Raw genomic sequence first — 23,136 nt, forward strand, 5'->3', positions numbered from 1 at the left:
GGAATCCGAGTCACTCGCGACCCGGCTCGCACTGCCTTTGGAAGGGGCGCTTTACGGCGTGATGCTATTGGGGTTGCGACACGATGACACTTCACGGTCGCGATTGTGACGCCTTTGCACGCGGCGCGGGCAGCGGCTAATCGGCGGGCGTGACAGAGCATCCCAACTTCGATGGTGAACCTGCCGCGCCGGAGCCGAGCCTCGCGCACCGCCTCGCCGCGTTGGTGAAGCGCGGGCCGCGGGGCAATGCGAATCCGCCCGGCGCGACCCGGCCGGACGCGGGCATCGCGGCGCTGGTCGCGGTGCTGATTGCCGCCGGCCCGCTGCTGACGATCGGCGGGGCGACGCTGTTGACCGCCCGGCAGCGCATCGCCGCGGCGCGCCTTGCGGACGAGGCATCGCCGCGCATCAAGGCGGCGCGGAATGCAGTCGAGGCGCGCGGGCAGATCGCGGCGTTGCTGGGTCGCCCTCCGCTGGGCGCCACGATCGAGGCCCTGGCGCGCGTGCTTCCGCCCGATGCGGCGCTGGTTCGCGCGGGGCGCACTGCGCAGGGCCTGCTCGAGATCGAAGTCGAAGTGCCGGACCCCGACAAGCTGCGTGCGGCGCTGCGCCGTGCGCCGGCCTTTGCGCGACTGCGCAACACCGGCCAGCGGCAGGCGGATGCCAAGATGATCGTCACCTTCGCGGGAACGGCGCCATGAGGGTGCCGCCGCTTGCGCTCGGCACGGGGGCGGGGTTGCTCGTGCTCGCGCTGCTCGCCCCGGCGACCGGCACCGCGCTGGGCGAGCTCGCGGCGGCGCGCACCGCCCGGTCGCAGCTCGCGCTGGCCGCGGCGCAGCCCGAACGCCGTACGCCGCTTGCCGCTGCCGGCGTGGCGCTCGGCGCACCCGACGCGGCGGCGGGGCGCGCGGCGATGATGGCGCGGCTCCAGCGACTGGCCAAAGCGGGCGGGGTGCTGGTGGAGGAGACCAGTGGAATGGAAGCGCCGCAAGGCCTGGTCGTGCTGCGCGTGCGCGTATCGGGGGCGGAGAAGGCAGTGTTCGCATTGGCCGATGCGTTCGAGCGCGAGCAGCCGCTGATGCGCTTCCGCCGCTGGTCGATCGAACCGGTGGCGGGGGGCGTGCGGCTCGCCGCCGAAGCGGTGGCCGTCCAGTGAGCGCGCGCCGCGCCGCGTTGGGCCTTGGCGGGGGTTTTGCCGTGCTGATGCCGCTCGTCCTGCTGGTGCCGCTTGGCGGACCTGACGAGGGGGCGGGCCCCGTGCCACGGTCGATGCCGCTGGCTGCACCTGCGGCGTCGCCGCCGCTCGCCGCGGCGTATGAGCGGTCGCTGTTCGGCGCGCCGGCGCAAGCCGAAGACGCTGCGCCTGGCGACGCGCCTGAGCTGGTCGGGGTGGTCGGCAGGCTCGGCGCGGACGCGGTGGCGCTGGTGCGCACCGCCGACGGAGCCACTCGCGCGCTGCAGATCGGCGAAAGCGTCGACGGCTGGCAACTCGCCAGCCTGGCGATCGACGCGGCGTTCTTCACCCGCGGCGCGCAGCGCGTCCGGGTGCCGCTGCCGGCGGGTTAGGCGGAGGGTTCGCCGATCGTGGGGGCGGGCGTGGTGGATAGCCTTTGGTTGACTGGTTGACTGGTTGACTTGGTTGACTCGTTTTCAGGGTTTTTGGCGGAAAGCGGAGGCGAACCGCCTGCGACGCGCCAGCTTTGCGCCTTGTACGCGGCAGCGACGCGCCACCTACGCGGCGTCCGCGCGGCGGGGACGCGGCAGGCATGCACCGTCTGCGTGGCGGCGACGCGACCCCGACGCGTCACGGCGGCGCTTCGAGTGAAAGCATGAAGCTGGTATGCGACGATGGGAAAGAGCGGCCGGACTTCCGACAGCCTGAGATAAGCTGAGCAAATCCTACATTGCAAGGCAGACGAGACGGCGGCTTCTCGGTGGTTAGCGGTCCGGCTGCCTTCGGGCGCCGACGCCGCGCCCTCGGCCCGTTCCATGACGCCGAAAGTCGTCAATCGGCTGACGAGCTTGCGGCTGCGGCGGCGTTTCCAGCGCGTATAACTTTCTCGATCTGCTGCCTGTGCTCCGTACCCCACTCGCAGAGCGGCATGAGCGCCCTGGCGAGCGTATTGCCGAAGGCCGTCAATGTGTAATCCACCATCGGTGGCATCTGATGGTGGTCACGCCTGGTAAGCACCCCGAACGCCACGAGCTCACGAAGCTGCTGGATCAAGACCTTTTCACTAATGCCAACAACCAGTTTCTTGATCTCCCCGAAGCGCTTCGGCTCACCTTCAAGATGAAAAAGGATCAGCGGCTTCCACTTGCCACCTACGACTGCGAGTGAGGCATCCAGACCGCAAACCCGGGCATAGCTCATCAAATTTCTCACACTTACCTTTAGGTAGGTTCTACCCTTAAAGAAACCATGCGTCCATATCCGAGCAGCCGCCCAGGACCTCGTTCGAGGCCTGGCCGGCGCGCGGCTCATAGGCCGGTCCCTGCAATTGCCTGAACAAAGGATCTTCCATGCAAGAAAATGAAGCCCTGATCAGAAATCTTTATGCGTGCGCAGAAGGAGATCGAAGGAACTTCGACGAGTTCGTGTCCCACTTCGCCCGGGACGGATACATGCGTGACATTCCCGCCGGACTCGAACTTCGAGGGAAAGAGATTAGCGATTATCTCGAAATGGTCACGGCTGCGTTTCCGGACGTTCATCGAGAGCTTTTCAGCGTATACGTCGCTGGCCAGGTCGTCATAGTCGAACTTGCAATCCGCGCGAAACACAGCGGTGATCTGCCGCTCCCGTCCGGCATTCTTGCTGCCACTGGCAAGGCCATAGATGTGCCTTGCTGTGATGTGTTCCAGATCAAAGACGGGAAGATCGCGTCCTTTCATTGTTACAACGCATCTTCCGTACTGCTCCATCAGCTGGGCGCCGGCTGATGCGATGGCGAGAGGCGTCCGCTATTGGGCGGTAGCAGTCTCAGCGCTGACGGATGCCCGAGTTAATAGATCCCGTCGATCTCGACCGTGAGCCGTGGGGTCGGCGGGGCGAGCAGCAGGCTCGAGCGGCGGGTATTGGCCAGTTCTTCGGAGCGCAGGCGGGCGTATTTGTCCTTCGCCGCCGCCGCCGCATCGGCGGGATCGCGCAGGATCGTCGGCTTGAGGAAGATGAACAACGTGCGCTTCTGGCGCGTCTCGCGCCGGCTCTTGAACAATTCGCCGACGATCGGAATGTCGCCGAGGATCGGCACCTGCTGGCGCGAATCCTCCCGGTCATCGGTGATCAGCCCGCCGAGCACGATCGTCTGGCCGTTGTCGGCGAGCACGGTGGTGTTGATCGCGCGGCGATTGGTGACGAGGTCCGAGGCTGCCGCGGTCTGCGCGGTTGCGATCGACGAGGCTTCCTGATTGACCTGCAGCCGGATCGTATCGCCGGCGTTGATCCGCGGCAGCACGCGCAGGGTGATGCCGACATCCTTGCGCTCGATCGTCGTGTAGGGCGCGACCGAAGTCGAATCGGTCAGCACCGATCCGGTGACGAAGGGGACGTTCTGGCCCGAGACGAACTCGCCGGCGACATTGTCGAGCACCGTGATCTGCGGCGTCGACAGCAGGTTGGCGCGGGTTGAGGTTCCGAGCGCCTGGACGAGGATCGAGAAATTGTCGCCGATCCGGACATTGCCGGTCAGCCCGTTGCCGATCAGTGCGCCCGCCGGCACGTTGAGTGCCTTGAGGATCGAGCCGAGCGACGTCCCCGCCTGATCGAACGAGGTGCCGACGCCCTGCGGCTGGAGCGCCGCGCCGTCGGTGCCGAGCTGGACGCCCAGCGCCTCGGCATCGTCGCCGGTGATCTCGGCGATCGCGGCCTCGATCAGCACCTGGGGGCGGCGCACGTCGAGATCGGTGATCAGCCCCTCGATCGAAGCGATGGCGGAGGGCGTGCCGCGCACCACCACGGCGTTGAGCTCGGGGGCGGGCTGGACGGTGATGTCGGGGGTCGAGAAGCCCTGCGGCGTCGGCGTCGGCGTGTTCTGCATCACCGGCTGGGTGGCGGCGTTCGCCGCCTGCATCGCATTGCCGAGCCCGCCGCCGGTCGAGGCGGCGCTGTTCGAGAGCGCGGCGATGTTCGGCGAGCCGCCGCTCAGCCGCGCGAACGGATTGCTGGTCGAGCCCGACAGGCTGCGCGCGATCGGATTGTCGGCGCTCTCGCCCTGGCCGAGCACGCCGCGGAGCACTTCGGTGACGGTCTCGGCATCGGCATAATTGAGGCGGAACATCCGGGTGATCGGTGTGGCGCCGCCCGGCTGGTCGAGCGACGCGGCGATCCGGCGCGCCTCGGCGACCGCGGCGGGGGTGCCGCGGATGATCACGGTGTTGCTGCGCGGATCAGCGGCGACGCGCGCGCCGGTGCCGCTCTGCTGGTCGCCGAGCACGGTCTGGAGCGACTGGGCGACATCGGCGGCATTGCCGTTGCGCAGCGTGATCGTCGCGAAGGTGGCGCCGCTGCCGCCGTCGAGCTGGTGGGCGATCGCCTCTACGCGGCGGACATTGTCGGCATAATCGGTGATCACCACGGCATTGGGGCTGGTGAGCGGCTCGACGCTGCCGAAGGTGGCGACGAGCGGGCGGATGACCCGCGCGACATCGGCGGAGGGCACGTTGGCGAGGCGGACCATCCGGGTGACGAGTTCCTGGCCGCCGGCGGCGCGGCCGGGCACGCCGCCGTCGCGCACGGCGTTGGCGGCGGGAACGACCCGCCAGGCGCGGCCCGAGCGGACCGCCGAGAAGCCATTGGCGCGCAGTACCGACTGGAACAGCTCCCACACCCCCGACGGCGACAGCGGAGTCGCCGACGTGACCGTCACCGTGCCTTTCACCGCGGGATCGAGGATCAGGGTGCGCCCGGTGATCCGCGAGATCTGATCGGCGACGTCGGCGATCTCGACTCCGCGCATGTTGATCACGATGTCGCCGGGCTGGCTCTGGTCGGCGGTCTGCGCGACGGCGACGCTGTCGAGCGCGATGCCGGCGAGCGCGAGGGCGGCGAAGGTGGAGCGAATCTTGTGCACTGGGGTCTCTTTATCGGAGCGGCACGGTAAGCGTCAGTCGCTTCCCGTCACGAAGGATCTGGATCTGGGCGTTGCCGCTCGCCTGGGCGGAAGCGAAGGCGGCGTTGGCGGCGTTGGGATCGCTCAGCGACGTCCCGTTGACCGACTGGATGACATCGCCGGCGACCATTCCGGGCGGGCCGTTGTCGCCGATGCGGTAGCCGCCATTGACCGGGCTCGCATCGAAGCGCTGAAGGAGTCCGGCAGTGCTTGCCGCGGGCGGGGGCGGCGGCGCGCCGCCTCCGCCGGGCGAGGTCACCGCGGAGGGGGGCTGCGGAGTGGTCTGCGACGCCTGGTTCTGCGCGGCCTGGCGCTGCTCGGGCGACAAGGTCGGATCGGGGAAAGCAAGGAACTCGTTGCGCCCGCCGATCGCGAGGATCACCCGATCGCGCAGGATCGCCTGAATCGTCGCGCCGTTGACCGCTTCGCCGACATGGAAGGGTGCCGTGGTCGCGCCGCTCACCGAGATGAATGCCGTCGACAGCGACGCCGGGCTCGCGGCGATCACGCCCTTGAGCTCGAGCGGCAAGGTGGTGGCCTGCGCCGCTTCGCTGGCCGAGGTCTTGCCGAAGGGGGCGAGCGCGATCGCCGGCGCGATGTCGGGCGCCAAAGCAGGGGCGCTGCGGCCCGACGGCACGGTGATCGCGCCGGTGCCGGCATGTCCGGCAAGCCGCCAGGTGAGTCCGGCGAGCGCGAACGCGACCGACAGCACGACCAAACCGGTCAGCACGTCGAGCGCGGTGCGCGCCTGGCGCGGCGTGAGGGAGAATGCAGGGCTCATCCCCTGCGTCCGTCCACGAAGCCGTCGAGCGATGCAAGGGGCGTGCTTGCCTGTGCCGCAAAGACCTGGATTTGCACCCGCTGGATTTCGGGATCGTCGGTGCCGCGCCGGGTCACCGCGATCCGCCATTGCTCGCCGAGCATTTCGACCTGATCGGCGTTGGCGGGCGCCTTTGCCTCGAGCTCGGCGAGGCGGTTCTCGGCGACCCACATCGCCGCGGTCCGCCGCTCGAGCCCGCGAGTGGAGTCGATATGCGATTCGACGGTGCGCATCAGCCCGACGGTGGCGATCGCGAGGACGGCGAGCGCGACCAGCGCTTCGATGAGTGAGAAGCCTTCCGTGCTCCCGCGAAAGCAGGAGCCCAGGGCGGCAAGTGAACCGTTCGTGACCCTGGGCTCCTGCTTTCGCAGGAGCACGGACGGGGAGAGGCAAACGCGCAAGCTCATGCCTTCGGCGCCGGTGCGGGGGCTGCTCGGGCGGTTAGGCCATCATAAGTGACGAGCCAGCGCTGGCTTCCGCTCTCGACCACCGCAGACAGCGGCCTCCCTGCGCCGTCGATGCCGAGGATCACCGGCGGCCGGACGCTGAGCGTCACGACCATTCCGCCCGGCAGGCGATGAAAGCCGAGCGCGTCGTCGCTACGCGCGATCATCTTCCCATTGGTACCGATCGTCGCAAAGCCATAGCCGTGCTTCTCGGCGGTGAAGGCCACCATCCGATCGCCGAGCATCGCATCGTCCGCCGCGGCCTGCAGGCGCGTGGCGAGGCGGCGCGCTTCGGTCTCGACGCTCGGGGCACGGGTGACGCTGCCGATGCCGAGCGTGACCGCACCCGCCATCACTGCCACGATCGTGAGCACGATCAGCATCTCGAGCAGGGTGAAGCCCGCGTCGCGATCGATCGCGCTTCGTGCCTCCCCCCGCACCGGGATCAGCCCTTGCCGTCGATATCGGCGTCGACCCCTTCGCCGCCGAGCTTGCCGTCGCGCCCGAGCGAGCGAATCGTGAAGCTCATCCCGTCCGAATGATATTCGTACGGCTTCTGCCACGCATCGAGCGGCGGCGCCGAGAGATAACCGCCTTGCGCCCAGCTGCCCGGCACCGGCGGGGTAGTGGGCTTCTCGACCAGTGCCTTGAGCCCTTGCTCGGACGTCGGATAGGCGCCGTTGTCGAGGCGGTACATCTTGAGCGCCCCGATCATGCTGCTGATGTTGGACTTAGTGGTGGTGGCCTTCGCTTCGTCCGGCCGGCCCATCACGTTGACGGTGATTAATCCGGCGATGACGGCGATGATCACCAGCACGATCATCATCTCGAGGAGCGTGAAGCCTGACTCTCCCCTGTTCGGGATTGTGCGGCGCTTGCTGATCTGCCTAAGCAGTGCGATGTCACTAAACTGTTTCAAAACTATGCGCATCCCAACCCCATGCGTCCTTCCCATGAAGCAAATGTGACAGCCTCCAGCCGCGCCATAGGAGCGCCCGACGCGCCGGAATCACTCGCCACGGGTGTCTGGACGCTGGCGGGCGACCGGCTGATCATAGCCGAGCGGGGAGGCCCTGTAACCATCGTCGTGCCGACCGAGCAGGTTCGTCTGCTCGCGGTCGACCTGCCGCTGCCGAGCCGCGCCAAGCGGCTGCAGGCCTTGCCCTTCGCGATCGAGGAGCTGATCGCCGAGCCGGTCGAGTCGGTGCATCTCGCGCTCGGCAACGAAGTGGCGCCCGGGCGCTATCTGGTCGGCGTGGTGCGGCATGATTTGATGGCGGCGTGGGTCGATTCGGCGGAGGATGCGGGGCTGGGGCACGCCGCGATCGTTCCCGATGCGCTGGCGCTGCCGCGGCCGAGCGAAGGCGAATGGTCGGTCGATCTCGCGGCCGATCACGCAGTGGTCCGGGCCGGCGACGGCACCGGCTTCGCGATCCCGCCGGCGATGCTGCAGGCGGCCTGGCAGGCCGCAGGGCGCCCTGCCGTGCGCTCTTACGGCGTGCCACTCCCCGCGGAGATGCTGGCCGGTGGATCGACGATCGAACCCGCGTCGCTTTCCGAGCGGCTGCTCGCGCCTGTGCTGGACTTGCGCCAGGGGCCTTATGCGCGCCGCCGCGCCGCTCTGCCCAATATCTGGCGGCGGCTCGGGTGGATCGTCGCGCTCGGCGCGGCCGCGCATGTCGTGATCGCCACTGCCGATACGCTGATGCTGCGGAGCATCGCCGACCGGCGCGAGGCCGATACACGTGCGCTGATCGCCGTCGCCGCGCCCGGCGCCAGCCTGGGTAGCGATCTCGCGGCGGAGGTGACCGATCTGCTCCCCACCGGAAGCAACGCGCCGCCCGATGCCTTCCTGCCGCTGCTGACCCGCGTATCGGGCGCGCTCGGCCCGCTGGCGGGGGCGATCATCGTGCGCGCGATCAACTATCAGGCGAATGCGCTGACGCTCGACCTCGAAGCTGGCGAGCCAGACCTCGCAGGACGCGTCGAAGCCGCGCTGCGCGGCTCGGGCGTCGCGGCAAGCGTTACCCGCTCGCCCGACGGCAGCATCCGCATTACGGCGAACAAGGCATGAGACTCGTGATTGCCCGCGTGCCGGCGCTCGACGCCGCCTTGATCCGCTTCGACTCCTGGTGGAGCGGGCTGAGCCGGCGCGAGCAAGTGCTGGTCGGCGGACTGGGCATCGTGCTGGGGTTGGCGGTGCTGGTTTTCGGCATCATCAAGCCGCTTCAGACCGCACGCGCCGATGCGCTCTCCGATATCCGCACCTATGAGACGCTGAGCGCGCGCATTCGCGCCGCGGGAACGCTTACTGCCGCGCGCACGCCGCGCCGGCAGGGGCCCCCGGCGCAGGTCGCCACCAGCTCGGCGACGGCGTTCGGGCTGATCGTTGCGCCCGAAGCGATACCTGGCGGGATCCGCGTGACGGTGGCGGATGCGAGCTATGATTCGCTGATGGCCTGGCTGGCCGATCTCAGCGGGTCGAGCGACTTGCGCGTCCGGCGAATCGCGATCCAGCGTCGGCCGAGCCCGGGGCGCGTGTCGGCAAGCGTGGATTTCGGCGCATGAGCGAAACGCTGATTCTCGTCGACGACGCGCCCGCCACCGTGCCCTACAGCTTCGCGCGCAAGCATGGCGTGCTGCTGCGGACCGGCGCGGCGGGAGTCGAGTGCGTTCACCGCGCCAGCGTCGGGCTCGATGCGTTGCTCGAGGTGCAGCGCATCGCGCCGGGCGCTGCCTTCGTCGCGGTCAGCGACGAGGCGTTCGATGCGGCACTGAGCGCGCAATATAGCGGCAGCGCGGGGGCCGCCGCCGATTTCGATCTCGGCGACATGGATCTCGCCGCGCTCGCCGACAGCGCTGCTTCGGTCGACGATCTGCTCGATACCCGCGACGATGCGCCGGTGATCCGGCTGATCAACGCCTTGCTGCTCGAGGCGGTGCGGGAAGGCGCGTCGGACGTGCATATCGAGACGCAGGAGAAAAGGCTGGTCGTGCGCTTCCGGGTCGATGGGGTGCTGCGCGACATGATCGAGCCGCCGCGCGCGCTGGCGCCGCTGCTGGTCAGCCGGATCAAGGTGATGGCCAAGCTCGACATCGCCGAGCGCCGCGTGCCGCAGGACGGCCGCGTCACCTTGCGGATCGGCGGGCACGACGTCGACGCACGCGTCTCGACGATCCCGACCCAGCATGGCGAGCGCGTGGTGATGCGGCTGCTCGAAAAGGGCTCGCTGCGGCTCGACCTGGAAGTGCTGGGGATGAGCGCGCGCGATCGGGGCGTGTTCAATCGGCTGCTCGAGCGGCCGCACGGGATGCTGCTGGTCACCGGGCCGACCGGCTCGGGCAAGACGACGACGCTCTATGCCGCGCTCAATCGGCTCAACGACCGCAAGCGCAACATCATGACGGTGGAAGATCCGATCGAATATGAACTGGCGGGGATCGGCCAGACGCAGGTCAACACCCGCACCGATCTGACCTTCGCGCGCGGGCTGCGAGCGATCCTGCGCCAGGATCCGGACGTGATCATGGTCGGCGAGATCCGCGACCAGGAGACCGCGCAGGTGGCGGTGCGCTCGTCGATGACCGGGCACTTCGTGCTCTCGACCCTGCACACCAACAGCGCGATCGGATCGGTGACGCGGCTGATTGACATGGGGGTGGAGCGCTATCTGCTCGCGCCGATGCTGGTCGGGCTGGCGGCGCAGCGGCTGGTGCGCAAGCTGTGCCCGAGCTGCCGCCGGGAAGATGTCGCCAGCGATGCCGATTCGATCCTGCTCGGCGGCGCGATCCGGCCCGGCGAGACGCTGTGGCGCGCCGAGGGATGCGCCGAATGCCACCAGGAGGGCTATCGCGGCCGTGCGGGGCTGTACGAAGTCGTCGCGGTGGACGACCGGTTCCAGAAGATGATCCATGACGGCGCGTCGGAGGCCGATCTCGAGGCGCATGCCCGCAAGGACAATCCGAGCCTGCTCGACGATGGGCTGGCGAAGGTGCGCGCCGGCGTGACGACGGTCGAGGAAGTCGCGCGCGTGGTGAGGGACGAGGCGTGAGCGATAATTCCGTCACCCCGGCGAAAGCCGGGGCCCAGAGCCAGGCAGGGTATCGCGTGCGACTCTGGGTCCCGGCTTTCGCCGGGATGACGACGGTGTTTTAGCATGCCCGCTTATTCCTATCGCGCCGCCGACCGCTCCGGCGCCAATCGCAAGGGCGTCATCGAGGCCTCGTCGCCCGCCGCGGCGCGGGCGCTGCTGCGTGAGCAGGCGTTGCTGCCATTGTCGGTCGAAGTCGCGGGCGCGCGGGGCGCTTCGTTCGGCAGCATCCAGCTGCCGCGGCTGCGGCGAGCAGGGATTTCGTCCAAGGCGCTGGCGACCGTGACGCGCCAGATTGCCACGCTCGCCGGATCGGACATCGCGATCGAGGAGGCGTTGCGGCTCGTTGCCGCGCAGTCCGAACAGCAGCAGGTGAGTTCGCTGATGCTCGACGTGCGCGGGGCGATCCTCGACGGGCGCAGCTTCGCCACCGCGCTCGCCCAGCATCCCAAGGCGTTTCCCGAATTCTACCGTGCGTCGGTGGCGGCGGGCGAATCGTCGGGGCGGCTGCCCGACGTGCTCAATCACCTTGCCGAATTCGTCGAGAACCGGCAGTCGAACGGCCAGAAGCTCCAGCTGGCGTTGCTGTATCCGGCGCTGCTCGCGACGGTGTCGTTCGGGATGATGGTGATGCTGATGGTCTATGTCGTGCCCGACATCGTCCGCGTCTTCGTGTCGCGCGGCGCCGATCTGCCGCTGCTCACCCGCGTGATGATCGCGATCAGCTGGTTCCTGCAGAATTTCGGGCTGTATCTGCTGCTGGCGCTGGCGGTTGCCGGGCTGTTCGCCGGGCGCTGGATGCGCGTGCCGGCCAACCGGCTGCGGCTGCACCGGATGTTCACCGAGCGCCGTCCCTTCCGCCGGTTCAGCCGGCAGATCAACGCCGCGCGCTTCGCCGGGAGCCTGGCGACTCTGGTGGGGAGCGCAGTGCCTTTGGTCGAGGCGCTCAACGCCGCGGCGGCGGTGACTCCCAATCGCTGGGTGCAGGCAAAGGCGCTCGGCGTCGCGCAGCGCGTCCGCGAGGGGATCAGCCTGCGCGCGGCAATGCACGAAGCGGGGGTGTTCCCGACGATGCTGGTCGCGATCGTCGCCAGCGGGGAAAGCAGCGGGCGGCTCGCGCCGGCACTGGGCCGCGCGGCGCACGAGCTCGAACGCGAGCTGGATGCTTTGGTGACGACGCTGGTTGCTTTGGTCGAGCCACTGGTGTTGCTGGTGATGGGCGGGCTGGTGCTGCTGATGGTGCTGGCGATCCTGCTGCCGATCATCAATTTGAACAATCTGGTGACGATGTAGCCTTCTTATTCTCCGCCGGGAACCGGGGGAGCTGGCGCCGAAGGCGACGGAGGGGGTCTATCCACGAGTGAATCACCTGCGGAGGCGCCCCCTCCGTCAGGCTGCGCCTGCCACCTCTCCCGCTTCGCGAGGGAGGATTGAAACTCACATTTCCCCCTGGATCCGCGCCCCCGCCGGGAGACCGAGGAACGGCATCATCGTCGCGCCCTCGGGGGTGACCGAAATATCGACGGTGCCGGTTTCCGCCAGCTCGAACGTGACCAGCGTCCGCCGACGCTGCGCCATCGGCGCGATGCGGATCAGCGTGCGGGTGCCGATATGCTCGGCGGTGAGGATCAGCGCGGGGAGGGCGGAGGCCGCGCCGCCGCGCTTGGCGCGGCAGCTTCCGGGATCGGTGGTGGCATTGCCGCTCAGCATCCGGCTGCCGCCGCCGATCGCGATCCGCTCCATTTCGACTTGCATCACCAGATCGCAGGTGAAGGGAAGGTTCGGCTGGAGCGCCTGGAGCAGGGTCCCGTCGGCCGAGCCGCTGATATTTTCGAGCACGGTGCGTCCGCCGAGATGCGCGAGCAGGCGGCCGCCGAGATCGGTGTCGGGACCGCTGGCCTTCCAGTCGGCGGCGTAGCCGAGGCTGGTCAGCGAGCGCAGCGGCGCCATCTGCCACTCGAACTTGGCGCCGCCGGCGACTCCCACTTCGCCGTTCCACACGGTGCCCGCGACGCCGGTCCGCCACGGGCGGTTCTTGAGCACTGCGCTGGCCGGCAAGGTCAGCAGCAAAGCGAGCAGATAGGCCACTATGCCGAGCGCCGCGAAGACGGTAATACGCCGGCGTGCCACACCCCCAATATCCGGAGTCGGCAATGGACCGACGGTCCCTGCTGCGCTTGCTGCAATCAGGCCTGGTCGCGTCAACGGCATCGGTCGTGCTTCCCTCGCATGCAAATGCCACCGCCGAGAAGAAGGACAAGCGCCCGATCGCCCTGCTGGTGCCGCTCACCGGACCGCGAGCGCGGCTGGGGCTTAGCATGCGTCAGGCGGCGTTGCTCGCGGAAAACAGCCAGTTCGTGCTCAGCTTCGACACCGGCGGGACCGCGGCGGGCGCGGCGGCGGCGGTCGGGCTGGCGCTGCGCCGCAAGCCCGCGCTGATCCTCGGGCCGCTCTCGGCCGAGGAAGTGCCGGCGGTGAGCAGCAGCGTGGCGGGACGCGTGCCGATCATCGCGTTCAGCAACGATTCGGTGCTGCGCGCGCCCGGGGTTTGGATCTTCGGGATCACTGCGCGGCAAGTAACCAGCGCGGTCCTGCGTTACGCCCGCTCGCGCGGGGTCAAGAGCATCGCAGTGATCGACGACGGCAGTCCGTGGAGCGCTGCGGCGGCGCTTGCTGCGGGGCAACTCGAAGGCGAACTGGGCCTGCAGGTGCGCGTGCTGCAGGTCAAAGCCGGGCAGCCGTTGCCCGCCGCCGGCGATGCGCCCGACGGATTGCTGTTGCCCGGCAGCGGCGAGGCCGTCCTCGCTGCGGCGCGCAACCTCAAGGACAGCGGCATCCAGTTGCTCGGCACCCTGCAGGGGATCGACAATCGTCCGCAAGCGCTCGAGGCGCTCGACGGCGCGTGGATCGCCAGCCCCGATCCGGCGGCGTTCGGCACTTTCGCCAGCGAGTTTGCGGCGCGCAACGGCGGCGAGGCGGGCACGATCACTGCGCTGGCCTATGACGCGGCGGGGATCGCCAACACGCTGCGCGCGGCGAACACGCTCAGCGCGCAGGGCCTGCTCGACGGCAAGGGCTTTCGCGGCGTGACCGGGCCGGTGCGCTTCCGCACCGACGGATCGGTGGCGCGCGACTTCGCGATCCTGATGGCCCGGCCGCACGGCTATGAACCGGTGGCGGTGAGCTCGGGATCGTGAGCCGGCGCCCCGAAGCCGGCGAGAGCGGCTTCACGCTGATCGAGCTGATGATCTCGCTCGGGCTGTTCGCGCTGATCGCGGTTGCGGGGCTGGCGCTGGTCGAAGGCATCATCAACGTCCAGGGGCGCACCGAGAAACGGCTCGACCGGCTCGCCGATCTGCAGCGGACGATGTTCGTCGTGTCGAGCGACGTCGAGCAGATCGCCGACGGGCGGCTTTCGGGAAGCGGATCGAACCTTTCCTTCACCCGCGCGGCACCGGGCATGGGGGGCGCCGCGGTGCCGATGCGCTACGGCGTTGCCGGCGGCGCACTGGTGCGGGCGGTCGGGCCCGCGCCGCAAATCGTGCTCGCCGGCGTGGCGAACGCGCGCTGGCGGTTTTGGGACGGCGCCTGGCTCGATCGCTGGCCGGTCAATGACGAGGGCAAGGACCGCTGGCCCCGCGCAGTGGCGCTGGAGCTCCAGGTGGCGGGGCCGGGCGGCGCGCCGGGCTCGCTGCGACGGGTGATCGCGCTGCCGGTGCGGGCCGAGGAGCCCAAGCCATGAGCCGGGGCTGCGACGAAGAGGGGATGATCCTCGTCAACGTGCTGATGTTCGTCGCGATCGCCGCCGGGCTGGTGCTGCTGATGATCAACCGCGAGGAACTGGCGCTCGACCGCGGCCTGCGCACTCGCGAAGCAGCGCGGGCGCTGGCGATCGTGCGCGGCGGCGAATTGTCGGCTTTGGTGGCGCTGCGGCGCGATGCCGAGCAATCGCCCGAAGTCGATCATGTCGGCGAGCCCTGGGCCAAGCTTTCGGAGAACGGCGCGCCGATCGAGGGCGGGACCTTCGACCTCGCCATCGCCGACGCCGAGGGGCGCTTCAACATCAATTCGGTGCGCACCGGCGAAGTGGCCTCAACGGTGCTGTTTCAGGCGATCGGCAACGATGCCGGCATGACCGGCGAGCAGATCGTCGCGGCGATCGAATATGTCCGATTGCGGGGCCCGGTCACCGACTTGCGGCCGCTCCGGATGGCGGGGGTGGAGCCGAAGGTCGCGGACCGGCTCGAACGGCTGGTTACCGCGCTGCCGGGGCGCACCACGCTCAATCTCAATGCCGCCGACGAGGGGATGCTCGCATTGCTGTTCCGCGATCCTGTAGTCGCACAGCGGTTGGTCGCGATCCGCGCGCGGCAGGGCTATCTGACTGCCAAGGATCTGGCCGATCAGAACGTATCGCTCCCGTGGGGCACGACGTTCCGTTCGAACACCTTCTGGGTGCGCACGCGCGCGACGATCGGCGGCACCAGTCAGCAGGCGGCGACCCTGATCCAGCGGCGGCGGGCCCCGGACGGGGCAGTCGACGTGTTTCCGGTAGAGCGCTGGCGCAACGCGGCGGTGCCCCCCGGCGCGCCGGTTTTGCCTGCGGCGAAATCCTAGAATGCCCCACCCTGCAAGGGAGGGGTTAGGGGTGGGTGAGAAAAGGTGGGGCTCGATGCCCGACCTTTTCTTTCTGTCGGGCTGCGTCGATGGGCTCCCCCGGCCTTCGCCGGGGTCGCACCCACCCCCGTCCCCTCCCTTTCAGGGAGGAGATGGATGTCCTAAAGCACGATCCGGAACAGCGCGCCGCCGCCGGGCGCGTCGGTTACATCGATCGCGCCGCCATGTGCGACGACGATCTGGCGGGTGAGATTGAGACCCACGCCGGTGCCGGCGGCGCGGGTGGTGAAGAAGGGTAGGAAGATGTCCTGCCGTAGGCTTTCGGGGACGCCTGGGCCGTTGTCTTCCACTTCGATGGCCGTCGCCTGCCCATCGCCGAGCAAGCGCAGCGCCAATCGGGGCGGCCTGTCCGCGGCCGACATTGCCTGCGCTGCGTTCTGCAACAGGTTGATCAGCACTTGCGCCAGCAGATCGGGATCCCCGTCCAGTGCCAGTGTGTCGGGCGATACATGGACCGACAGCGGCACTTCGGGCGCCTTGGCGACGAAGATGCGCGCGAGCTCGTCGGTCCAGGGGCGTGCGGCGAAGCGCTGGCGCTTGATCTCCGGCGTATGGGCAACAGCTCGGTACGCTTCGATGAAGTTGCTGAGCCCTTTGGCGCGCCGTGCCAGCGTCTCCACTGCGCTGCGCGCGTCGCCGATGCGCGGGTCCGCCGTCAGATCGGCATCGCCGAGCAGATCGGCGGCGGTCGCCGCCAGCGACGTCACGGGGGTGAGCGAATTGAGAATCTCGTGCGTCAGCACCCGGACGAGGTCGGTCTGCGCCGCCATCTCGACTGCGTCGAGCGTCCCCTGGATCGGCTGGACGCTGATCGCCCGCGTGCGTTGGCCGAGCCGCTCGAGAGTCGCGGCGCGGACCAGCATGCGCTGCGACCGACCGGCAATATTGAGAATCAATAGCGCCTCACTTTGCGAGGCGTTCGCAAGATGCTGGGCGAAGGTGGCACCGTAGATTGCGAAATCCTCGGGAAGAGTGCCGTGCTCGCCGGCGAACAGGCGCCGTGCCGCCTTGTTGGCGAGCGTGACGTTTCCGGCGACGCTGACGGTGAGGATCGCGACCGGCATGTCGTCGACCAGCGCATCGAGATAGCGCAATTCCCCGGAAAGGCGGTCCTGATCACTACGAAAGCGCGCAAGCGCCTCGTTGAGCGAGCCGCCGAGTTCGCCGAAGCCCGCGCCGCCGCGCGCGTCGAACCGCAGCATGGTGTCGCCAAACTTCAGCGCTTCGAGAAAGCGTGCGATCGTCCGGTTGGTGCGCGTGACATGTGCCCATAGACCGGCGAAGGTCCCGGCGGCGATCGCCAGCGCCACGATCCGGGCAGCGCCGAGTCCGGGGGTGGCGAAGGCCGCGACACACGCCAGCAGCGCTGCGGCCAGCGCCGCGATCCAGGCAATCAGCCCGATCGTGAAACGCTGATCAAAGCCCATGCTTCTCCATGCGCCGGTAAAGCGCGGCGCGCGAGAGGCCGAGCGCGTGGGCGGCGAGCGAGATGTTGTAGCCGTGCTTCTTGAGCGCTTCCTCGACAAGGCGGCGCTCGACGCGCTCGAGATTGAGATCGTCCGCGGGCCCAGGCGCCACGATTGCCGATGCGGCGATCCGCGGCCCGGATGCGACAAGCGCGAAATCCTCCGGCTCGAGCGGCGCGTCGCGCGCGAGGATGACGGCGCGTTCGAGCGCGTGACGCAGCGCGCGGACGTTGCCGGGCCAGTCATGGACGAGCAGTGCCGCGCGCGCTGCCGCGCTGAGCTGCGGCGGCGGGCGGCCGTAACGCCTGGCATAATGGTCGAGATAGTGGTCGATCAATTCGGGGACATCTTCGAGGCGCTCGCGCAGCGGCGGCAAGTCGATCTCGACGGTATTGAGCCGGAACAGCAGATCCTGCCGGAAATGACCTTCGTCGCGCAGCTTCTCGGGCGGGAGATTGGTCGCGGCGATGACCCGGATGTTGACCGGCACCGGCCGGTTCGCGCCGACGGGGGTTACCTGGCGCTGCTCGAGCACGGTCAGCAATTTGGGTTGGAGCCGCAGCGGCAGATTGCCGATCTCGTCGAGAAACAGGGTGCCGCCATCGGCCGCCTGGATGCGCCCGACGCGATCGGCGCGCGCATCGGTGAAGGCGCCCTTCACATGTCCGAACAGCTCGGAATCGATCAGGTCCTCCGAGACTGCGCCGAGATCGACCGTCAGCATCACCTGGTCGGCACGCAGCGACTGGCGGTGGAGCTCGCGCGCGACGAGCTCCTTGCCAGTGCCGTTCTCGCCGAGGACGAGGACATTGGCGTCGGTGGGCGCGGCGCGGCTGATCAGCGAATGGACCCGCGCCATCGCCGGCGAGCGACCCAGCAGCGCCGAACCACCAGCGACCGAGGATGCGAGGCCGGGTGGGGCACCTTTTGCCGCCACGGCTTTGCGCGAGCGGCGAAGCGATGCCGCGGTGCGCACCGTAGCGAGCAGCTTTTCGTTGGACCAGGGCTTGGACACGAAATCGGTTGCGCCGCGCTTCATCGCCGCCACTGCGACCTGCACTCCGGCATGCGCGGTGATCATCACCACCACCATTTCCGGATCCAGCCCCAGCAACCTTTCGAGCCAGGCGAGCCCCTCGGCCGCATCGGTCGCGCCGCGTGCGAAATTGGCGTCGAGCAGGACGGCGTCCGGCGTGCGGGCCTGGATCAGCGGAAACGCCTCGTCGGGACTGCGCACCGTCGCCACATCGTTGAACAGTCGACGCAGCAACAGCCGCGACGCCATCAATATGTCGTCGTCGTCGTCGATCACGACGCAATAGTCGAATTCCGGCCCGCTCCCCATCCGTTCACTCCCGTACAGCGTCTGTACGATTCCGGACAATCAATTTGCGTGCCAAGCCGGATCTCTTCCCCACTCTGCAAGGGAGGGCCTTGGGGTGGGTGAGAAGAGGTGGGGCTCGATGCCCGGCCTTTTTTCCATTTCACACAAGTGGTTGGGCTCGCCTTCGGCGCACACCCACCCCCAACCCCTCTCCTTTCAGGGAGGGGCGTAGACGGTCCTGTTGGCACAACTCCTGCTCATGCTTCGTCATTGGGGCAAAGCAGGGATCACAACGTGTCTGGCAGACCATCCGGAAAATTGGCGCGGAATGCGATCTTGCTGGCCGCGCTCGCCTGCGCGCTCCTCGCATTCTCGGGCAAGCCGCAGGCGGCGCTGGACGTCGCGGTCCGCCAGAGCAGAGGGCACGCGCTGGTCCGGCTCGGGTTCGCGACCGTTTCGGTGGCGTTCGATTTCGGACACGATTGTCCGAATTCGGACGCTTGCGCGGGTTCGATCCTGTGACCGGCATCGCATTCCTCTCCTGCGGCCTAGCTGGCACGCCGATTGCTATTTCATGACCATGGGTGTGGTTCGGATGCAGAAAGATGGAGAGCGCCCGGTCAGCGGCAGCGGGATGGACGCGGTGGTCGAGACGCGGAAGCTCTCGGCTCCGGTCAAGGCCGCAATCGCCGGCGTGATCGTGCTGGCGGCGGCGTTGCTGTTCTGGTGGTTCGCGCCATCGGGCTCGAGCCAGACGGTGGGTTCGGACCATGTGACGATCTCGACCGTCACGCGTGGCACCTTCGACGATTTCATTCCGCTCCGCGCGCGGGTCACGCCTTTGCTCACCGTCTATATCGACGCAGTCGAAGGCGGCCGAGTCGAGAAGATGCTGGTCGAGGACGGCGCGACGGTCGCGCAGGGCCAGCCGATCGCGTTGCTGTCCAACGCCGAACTCCAGCTCTCGACGCTCGCGCGCCAGACCGAAGTCGAGCAGCAGATCAACAACATGCGCAGCCAGGAGCTGGCGCTGGCGCAGACCCGCCTGGCCAACGAGCGCGCGGTGCTGGAGGCGGGGCTCGCGCTCGACAAGGCGCGGCGGCAGTACGAGCGCGAGAAGCCGCTCGCTGGCAAGGGCTTCGTCACCGCCAAGCAATTTTCGGACACTGAGGCCGATTACCAATATCGCCGACGCAACCTCGCGGCGCTCGAGCGCAGCCAATCGACCGACGCGCGGCTGCAGACCAGCCAGCTCTCGCAGCAGCAGGCCGCCGCGCAATCGATGCAGTCGGGCCTGTCGATCGCGCGCGCCAATCTCGACGCGCTCCAGCTTCGTGCGCCCGTCGCGGGGCAGCTTTCGGGCTTTTCGGTGCAGGTCGGCCAGTCGCTGCAGCGCGGCGAGCGGGTGGGGCAGATCGACAGCCCCGGGCGCAACAAGCTGATCGCCGGCGTCGACGAATTCTATCTCGGCCGCGTCCAGCTCCAGCAGCGCGCCAGCGTGGACTTCGGCGGCAAGCGCTATGATGCCAGGGTCACCAAGATCTATCCGCAGGTGCAGAACGGCCAGTTCCAGGTCGACCTGCAATTCATCGGCGCCGAGCCCGCCAACATCCAGCGCGGCCAGACGATGCAGGCGCGGCTGACGCTCGGCGATCCCGCCCCGGCCTTGCTGGTGCCGAACGGCGCCTTCTACAACGAGACCGGCGGCAACTGGATCTTCGTGGTGACGCCCGACGGCGGCAGCGCAGTCAAGCGCCAGGTCCGCCTGGGTCGCCGCAATTCCGAGTTCATCGAGGTGCTCGAGGGGCTCGATGCGGGCGAAAAGGTGCTGACCTCGCCGTACACCGGCTACACCGACAAGACCCGCCTCGACCTGACCAAATGAAGCGAAAGGGACTTTCATGCTGACGATGCGCGAACTCTCCAAGGTCTACCGAACCGACAGCGTGCAGACGACCGCGCTCGACGCGATCGACCTCAATATCGCCGAGGGCGAGTTCGTCGCGATCATGGGGCCTTCGGGCTGCGGCAAATCGACTTTGCTCAACATGATCGGGATGCTCGATAGCCCGTCGAGCGGCAGTTATGTGTTCAACGGCAAGGAAGTCGCCGGGCTCTCCGAGAGCAAGCTCGCAGACGTCCGCAAGGAGAGCATCGGCTTCATCTTCCAGAGCTTCAACCTGGTCGACGAATTGAGCGTCCGCGACAATGTCGAGCTGGCCCTGCTCTACCACAATGTCTCCGCCTCGGAGCGCAAGCGCCGGGTGGACGAAGTGATGGACAAGGTCGGCATCGCGCATCGCGCGCGGCATCGGCCGAGCCAGCTCTCAGGTGGCCAGCAGCAGCGCGTCGCGGTTGCCCGCGCGCTGGTCGCCAATCCCAAATTGATCCTCGCCGACGAGCCGACCGGCAATCTCGATACGCACCATGGCGAGGAAGTGATGCGGATGCTCCAGACGCTCAACGGCGAAGGCTCGACGATCGTGATGGTCACCCACTCGCCGGCGCACGCCGATTATGCGGGGCGGATCGTGTCGATGCTCGACGGGCGCATCCTGCAGGAGCGTCGGCGGGCGGCGTAGCGGAGTGACCTTTCGTCCACGCACCAATCCCATCCACGCGCTTCGCTACGAATAGGACCAGATCATGTGGCGCAATTACCTGACCGTCGGCCTGCGGGCGCTGGCCAAGAACAAGGTCTATGCCTTCATCAACATCTTCGGGCTGTCGCTCGGCATCGCCGCGTGCCTGCTGATCCTCGCCTTCGTGCGCTATGAGTTCAGCTACGACAGCTGGATGCCCGGCGCCGATCGCGCATTCCAGCTCCAGGATTTCTACAAGCCGACCAAGGCGGGCGGCGAGGAAATGAAGCTGCAGTCGAGCAGCTTCGCCTCGGGAACTGCGCTGCGCAAGGACTTCCCCCAGATCGAGCGCGTCGTCTATTTCTATACCGGCCGGGTCGCCGTGATGCGCGACGGCCAGCCGGTCTCGCCGGGCCGGACCGCACTGACCGACGGGCCGATCTTCGACATCCTCCAGATACCCTTCGTCCGCGGCGATCCGAAGCACGCGCTCGACGATCCGCACGGCGTCGTGCTCAGCGAAACCGCGGCCAAGGCGCAATTCGGCAATGCCGATCCGATGGGGCGCACGATCACCTTGATCAGCGGCAAGATGACCGCCGATTACCGCGTGACCGGGATATTCCGCGACCTGCCGAAGAACACGCATCTCGAAGCCGAGACCGCGCTGATCGCACGCTTCGATCCGCAGAGCTATTTCGCTGACAATCCCGGCGTGCTCACCTCGTGGAACAACCAGAACGGTTACATCTACGCGAAGCTGAAGCCCGGCGCCGATCCGCGCGACATCGAGGCGCAGTTTCCCGCTTGGGAAAAGCGCAACATCCCCGACGACGTCACCGAAGGGCAGCACACCAATCCCGGCGACCAACAGGATTTCAAGCTGGTCCGCGTCCCCGACATCCATCTGGGCGAGGCGCAGGACGGTCCGGGCGGGAGCGGGGACAAGGGTACCGTGATCACCTTTGCGGTGGTGGCGCTGCTCATTCTCGGCATGGCCTGCATCAACTTCACCAATCTGGCCACGGCGCGCGCCTCGCAGCGCGCGAGGGAAGTGGCGTTGCGCAAGGTGCTGGGGGCGACCCGCAAGCAGCTGATCATCCAGTTCATCGGCGAATCCATGCTGGTTTCGGCGATCGCGACGGTGCTCGGCCTGGCGCTCTTCGAACTCGCGCTTCCGGCGCTCAACGCGTTTCTCGATGCACAGATCACGGTCGACTATTTCGGTGCCGGCGGAGTTCTGCTTCCCGTGATCGTGCTCACGCTGATCGTCGGGATCGCGGGTGGGGTGTATCCAGCCTTTTATCTTTCGCGCTTCCAGCCCGCGCGCGTGCTCAAGGCCAACAAGTCTGCGGCGGAGGCGGAGGGCAATGGCCAGCTGCGCAATCTGCTCGTCGTCGCCCAGTTTGCCGTCTCGATCGGACTGATCATCTGCACGGTGGTGATCTACGGCCAGACGATCTATGCGCGCACCGCCGACGCGGGATTTAAGCGGGAGGGCCTGCTTCAGGTCGAGAACCTCATCACGCCGCAAGCCGAGGCAGCTGGCCAGGCACTTGTCGAGCAGGTGCGACGGATCCGGGGGGTGACCGCCGCCGCACGCACCTCGATCGCGGTGATCGCCGGAAGCAACTCCGCGACGTCGTTCAGGCGTCCGGGGCAAGAGGCGGTGGAGCTAGGCATCTATGTGATCGAGCCCGACATGCTGCCTGCAATGGGGATGCGGCTGCTTGCCGGGCGCAACCTCTCGGAAGCCAACGGCATGGACGACGCGACCACGCCACCGTCCGCCGACCAGATCGATTTCAAGGAGGATCGCGCATTGGTCGCGCGCGGGCTCAACGTCATGCTGTCCGAAGTGGCGGCCAAGCGGCTCGGCTTTGCCAGCCCCCAGGCGGCGATCGGCCAGCGAGTCGACGGGGGGATGGTCGACAGCACGCTCGGCTATTTGCCGACGACGGTGGTCGGCGTCGTCAGTGACGTCCGCTACCGCACCGTGCGCGATCCGCTCCAGCCGATCTTCTATTATTACCAGAAGACCGGCTTTCGCCAGATGATGGTGCGGTTCGAAGGCGATCCCAAGGCGATCAACGCCGAGGTCGAGGCGTTGTGGAAACGGCTGGTGCCGTCGGTCCCCTACCGGTCACGGTTCGTCGAGGACATCGTCCACAATGTCTACAAGCGCGACGAGCGGAGCGCGCAATTGTTCGGTGCCTTCGCAGTGCTCGCCGTGGTGATTGGCTGCCTCGGACTGTTCGGCCTCGCTTCGTTCACTGCGGAGCGCCGTACCAAGGAGATCGGCATCCGCAAGGTGCTCGGCGCGCGCACCCGCGACATCGTCCGGCTGCTGGTTTGGCAGTTCAGCCGTCCGGTATTGATCGCCAATCTGATCGCATGGCCGGTCGCCTGGTGGGTGATGCGCGACTGGCTCAACCAGTTCGACGTCCGCATGGGGCTGACGCCGACTCCCTTCGTGCTCGCGGGATTGCTCGCCGTGCTGATCGCCATCGGCACGATCGGCGCGCACGCCTTCCGCGTCGCGCGCACCAACCCGGTCCATGCCCTGCGCTACGAGTAGGCGCGTCAGTTCAGGGCCTGGCCGGGGCGGGCGAGGGGGCA

The 23,136-nt window shown here is 68.0% G+C and carries 24 protein-coding genes; 15 read left to right on the plus strand and 9 right to left on the minus strand.

The genetic code is table 11. From position 1 onward, the window contains the following. Positions 1 to 149: 149 nt before the first annotated feature. Genes E5A73_RS09050 through E5A73_RS09060 form a run of 3 tightly spaced genes read left to right on the plus strand, consistent with a single transcriptional unit; the run spans position 150 to position 1,566 of the window. Positions 150 to 701: a hypothetical protein gene (locus E5A73_RS09050; protein WP_135963486.1), complete on the plus strand. Its 552-nt coding sequence runs from the start codon at positions 150 to 152 to the stop codon at positions 699 to 701. Further along, positions 698 to 1,156, plus strand: a complete 459-nt coding sequence (locus E5A73_RS09055) for a GspMb/PilO family protein (RefSeq protein ID WP_135963487.1) — start codon at positions 698 to 700, stop codon at positions 1,154 to 1,156. Before E5A73_RS09050 ends, E5A73_RS09055 begins: the two co-directional genes overlap by 4 nt. Positions 1,157 to 1,203: 47 nt before the next feature. Then, entirely contained in the window at positions 1,204 to 1,566 is a 363-nt protein-coding gene (locus E5A73_RS09060) for a hypothetical protein (protein WP_135963650.1), read from the plus strand. Positions 1,567 to 2,005: 439 nt separating this feature from the next. Here the strand turns inward: E5A73_RS09060 and E5A73_RS09065 are convergent, their stop codons facing one another. Beyond that, on the minus strand, positions 2,006 to 2,374 hold the full coding sequence (locus E5A73_RS09065; protein ID WP_135963488.1) for a winged helix-turn-helix transcriptional regulator: 369 nt from the start codon (positions 2,372 to 2,374) through the stop codon (positions 2,006 to 2,008). A 149-nt stretch (positions 2,375 to 2,523) separates the two neighbouring features. On the opposite strand from E5A73_RS09065, the gene E5A73_RS09070 reads away from it, so the two are divergent. After that, entirely contained in the window at positions 2,524 to 2,943 is a 420-nt protein-coding gene (locus tag E5A73_RS09070) for a nuclear transport factor 2 family protein (RefSeq protein WP_135963489.1), read from the plus strand. 62 nt (positions 2,944 to 3,005) lie between these two features. On the opposite strand, the gene gspD is transcribed toward E5A73_RS09070, so the two are convergent. From gspD to gspG, 5 genes are read right to left on the minus strand one after another with little or no spacing between them, the layout of a single operon-like run. Next, on the minus strand, positions 3,006 to 5,072 hold the full coding sequence (gene gspD, locus E5A73_RS09075) for a type II secretion system secretin GspD (RefSeq protein WP_168355865.1): 2,067 nt from the start codon (positions 5,070 to 5,072) through the stop codon (positions 3,006 to 3,008). Between the two features lie 10 nt (positions 5,073 to 5,082). After that, a complete protein-coding gene (locus E5A73_RS09080; protein WP_135963490.1) occupies positions 5,083 to 5,892 on the minus strand; it encodes a type II secretion system protein N in 810 nt (269 codons plus the stop codon). Next, positions 5,889 to 6,308, minus strand: a complete 420-nt coding sequence (gspI, locus tag E5A73_RS09085) for a type II secretion system minor pseudopilin GspI (protein WP_240700103.1) — start codon at positions 6,306 to 6,308, stop codon at positions 5,889 to 5,891. The genes E5A73_RS09080 and gspI overlap by 4 nt, the downstream gene beginning before the upstream one ends. 26 nt (positions 6,309 to 6,334) lie before the next feature. Further along, the gene (locus E5A73_RS09090) at positions 6,335 to 6,817 is read right to left on the minus strand and encodes a prepilin-type N-terminal cleavage/methylation domain-containing protein (protein WP_240700104.1); all 483 of its coding nucleotides are present in this window, start codon (positions 6,815 to 6,817) and stop codon (positions 6,335 to 6,337) included. Between the two features lie 5 nt (positions 6,818 to 6,822). Then, a complete protein-coding gene (gene gspG, locus E5A73_RS09095) occupies positions 6,823 to 7,308 on the minus strand; it encodes a type II secretion system major pseudopilin GspG (protein WP_135963492.1) in 486 nt (161 codons plus the stop codon). 33 nt (positions 7,309 to 7,341) lie between these two features. Between gspG and gspL the strand changes: the two genes are divergently transcribed. From gspL to E5A73_RS09115, 4 genes are all read left to right on the plus strand, one after another. Then, a complete protein-coding gene (gene gspL / locus E5A73_RS09100; protein ID WP_240700106.1) occupies positions 7,342 to 8,451 on the plus strand; it encodes a type II secretion system protein GspL in 1,110 nt (369 codons plus the stop codon). Beyond that, positions 8,448 to 8,945: a type II secretion system protein M gene (locus tag E5A73_RS09105; RefSeq protein ID WP_135963494.1), complete on the plus strand. Its 498-nt coding sequence runs from the start codon at positions 8,448 to 8,450 to the stop codon at positions 8,943 to 8,945. Before gspL ends, E5A73_RS09105 begins: the two co-directional genes overlap by 4 nt. Then, positions 8,942 to 10,429, plus strand: coding sequence for a type II secretion system ATPase GspE (gene gspE / locus E5A73_RS09110; protein ID WP_135963495.1), 1,488 nt, complete (start codon positions 8,942 to 8,944; stop codon positions 10,427 to 10,429). The genes E5A73_RS09105 and gspE overlap by 4 nt, the downstream gene beginning before the upstream one ends. Positions 10,430 to 10,534: 105 nt before the next feature. Beyond that, the gene (locus E5A73_RS09115; RefSeq protein ID WP_135963496.1) at positions 10,535 to 11,761 is read left to right on the plus strand and encodes a type II secretion system F family protein; all 1,227 of its coding nucleotides are present in this window, start codon (positions 10,535 to 10,537) and stop codon (positions 11,759 to 11,761) included. 144 nt (positions 11,762 to 11,905) lie between these two features. Here the strand turns inward: E5A73_RS09115 and E5A73_RS09120 are convergent, their stop codons facing one another. Continuing rightward, positions 11,906 to 12,598 carry a hypothetical protein gene (locus E5A73_RS09120; protein WP_240700107.1) on the minus strand — a complete coding sequence of 231 codons (693 nt, stop codon included), beginning with the start codon at positions 12,596 to 12,598 and terminating at the stop codon, positions 11,906 to 11,908. 23 nt (positions 12,599 to 12,621) lie between these two features. On the opposite strand from E5A73_RS09120, the gene E5A73_RS09125 reads away from it, so the two are divergent. From E5A73_RS09125 to E5A73_RS09135, 3 genes are read left to right on the plus strand one after another with little or no spacing between them, the layout of a single operon-like run. Continuing rightward, the gene (locus E5A73_RS09125) at positions 12,622 to 13,665 is read left to right on the plus strand and encodes an ABC transporter substrate-binding protein (protein WP_135963497.1); all 1,044 of its coding nucleotides are present in this window, start codon (positions 12,622 to 12,624) and stop codon (positions 13,663 to 13,665) included. Beyond that, positions 13,662 to 14,210: a type II secretion system protein GspJ gene (locus E5A73_RS09130; RefSeq protein WP_135963498.1), complete on the plus strand. Its 549-nt coding sequence runs from the start codon at positions 13,662 to 13,664 to the stop codon at positions 14,208 to 14,210. The genes E5A73_RS09125 and E5A73_RS09130 overlap by 4 nt, the downstream gene beginning before the upstream one ends. Continuing rightward, the gene (locus E5A73_RS09135) at positions 14,207 to 15,085 is read left to right on the plus strand and encodes a type II secretion system minor pseudopilin (RefSeq protein ID WP_135963499.1); all 879 of its coding nucleotides are present in this window, start codon (positions 14,207 to 14,209) and stop codon (positions 15,083 to 15,085) included. Before E5A73_RS09130 ends, E5A73_RS09135 begins: the two co-directional genes overlap by 4 nt. 161 nt (positions 15,086 to 15,246) lie before the next feature. Here the strand turns inward: E5A73_RS09135 and E5A73_RS09140 are convergent, their stop codons facing one another. Both E5A73_RS09140 and E5A73_RS09145 read right to left on the minus strand, forming a co-directional pair. After that, complete coding sequence (locus E5A73_RS09140; RefSeq protein ID WP_135963500.1) at positions 15,247 to 16,572, minus strand: sensor histidine kinase; 1,326 nt, start codon at positions 16,570 to 16,572, stop codon at positions 15,247 to 15,249. After that, complete coding sequence (locus E5A73_RS09145; protein WP_135963501.1) at positions 16,562 to 17,956, minus strand: sigma-54-dependent transcriptional regulator; 1,395 nt, start codon at positions 17,954 to 17,956, stop codon at positions 16,562 to 16,564. The genes E5A73_RS09140 and E5A73_RS09145 overlap by 11 nt, the downstream gene beginning before the upstream one ends. A gap of 315 nt (positions 17,957 to 18,271) precedes the next feature. Here E5A73_RS09145 and E5A73_RS09150 point away from each other — a divergent pair, with 315 nt between their 5' ends. The 4 genes from E5A73_RS09150 (at position 18,272) to E5A73_RS09165 (ending at position 23,095) form a co-directional block, all read left to right on the plus strand. Then, a complete protein-coding gene (locus tag E5A73_RS09150; protein ID WP_135963502.1) occupies positions 18,272 to 18,457 on the plus strand; it encodes a hypothetical protein in 186 nt (61 codons plus the stop codon). Positions 18,458 to 18,530: 73 nt separating this feature from the next. Beyond that, positions 18,531 to 19,820: an efflux RND transporter periplasmic adaptor subunit gene (locus E5A73_RS09155; RefSeq protein ID WP_240700108.1), complete on the plus strand. Its 1,290-nt coding sequence runs from the start codon at positions 18,531 to 18,533 to the stop codon at positions 19,818 to 19,820. A gap of 16 nt (positions 19,821 to 19,836) precedes the next feature. Continuing rightward, positions 19,837 to 20,517 (plus strand): ABC transporter ATP-binding protein, encoded by a 681-nt coding sequence (locus tag E5A73_RS09160; protein ID WP_135963503.1) that lies wholly within the window; start codon positions 19,837 to 19,839, stop codon positions 20,515 to 20,517. Between the two features lie 64 nt (positions 20,518 to 20,581). Further along, positions 20,582 to 23,095, plus strand: a complete 2,514-nt coding sequence (locus E5A73_RS09165) for an FtsX-like permease family protein (RefSeq protein ID WP_135963504.1) — start codon at positions 20,582 to 20,584, stop codon at positions 23,093 to 23,095. Positions 23,096 to 23,136 lie beyond the last annotated feature (41 nt).

It is taken from the genome of Sphingomonas gei, from assembly GCF_004792685.1.
GTDB lineage: Bacteria > Pseudomonadota > Alphaproteobacteria > Sphingomonadales > Sphingomonadaceae > Sphingomonas > Sphingomonas gei.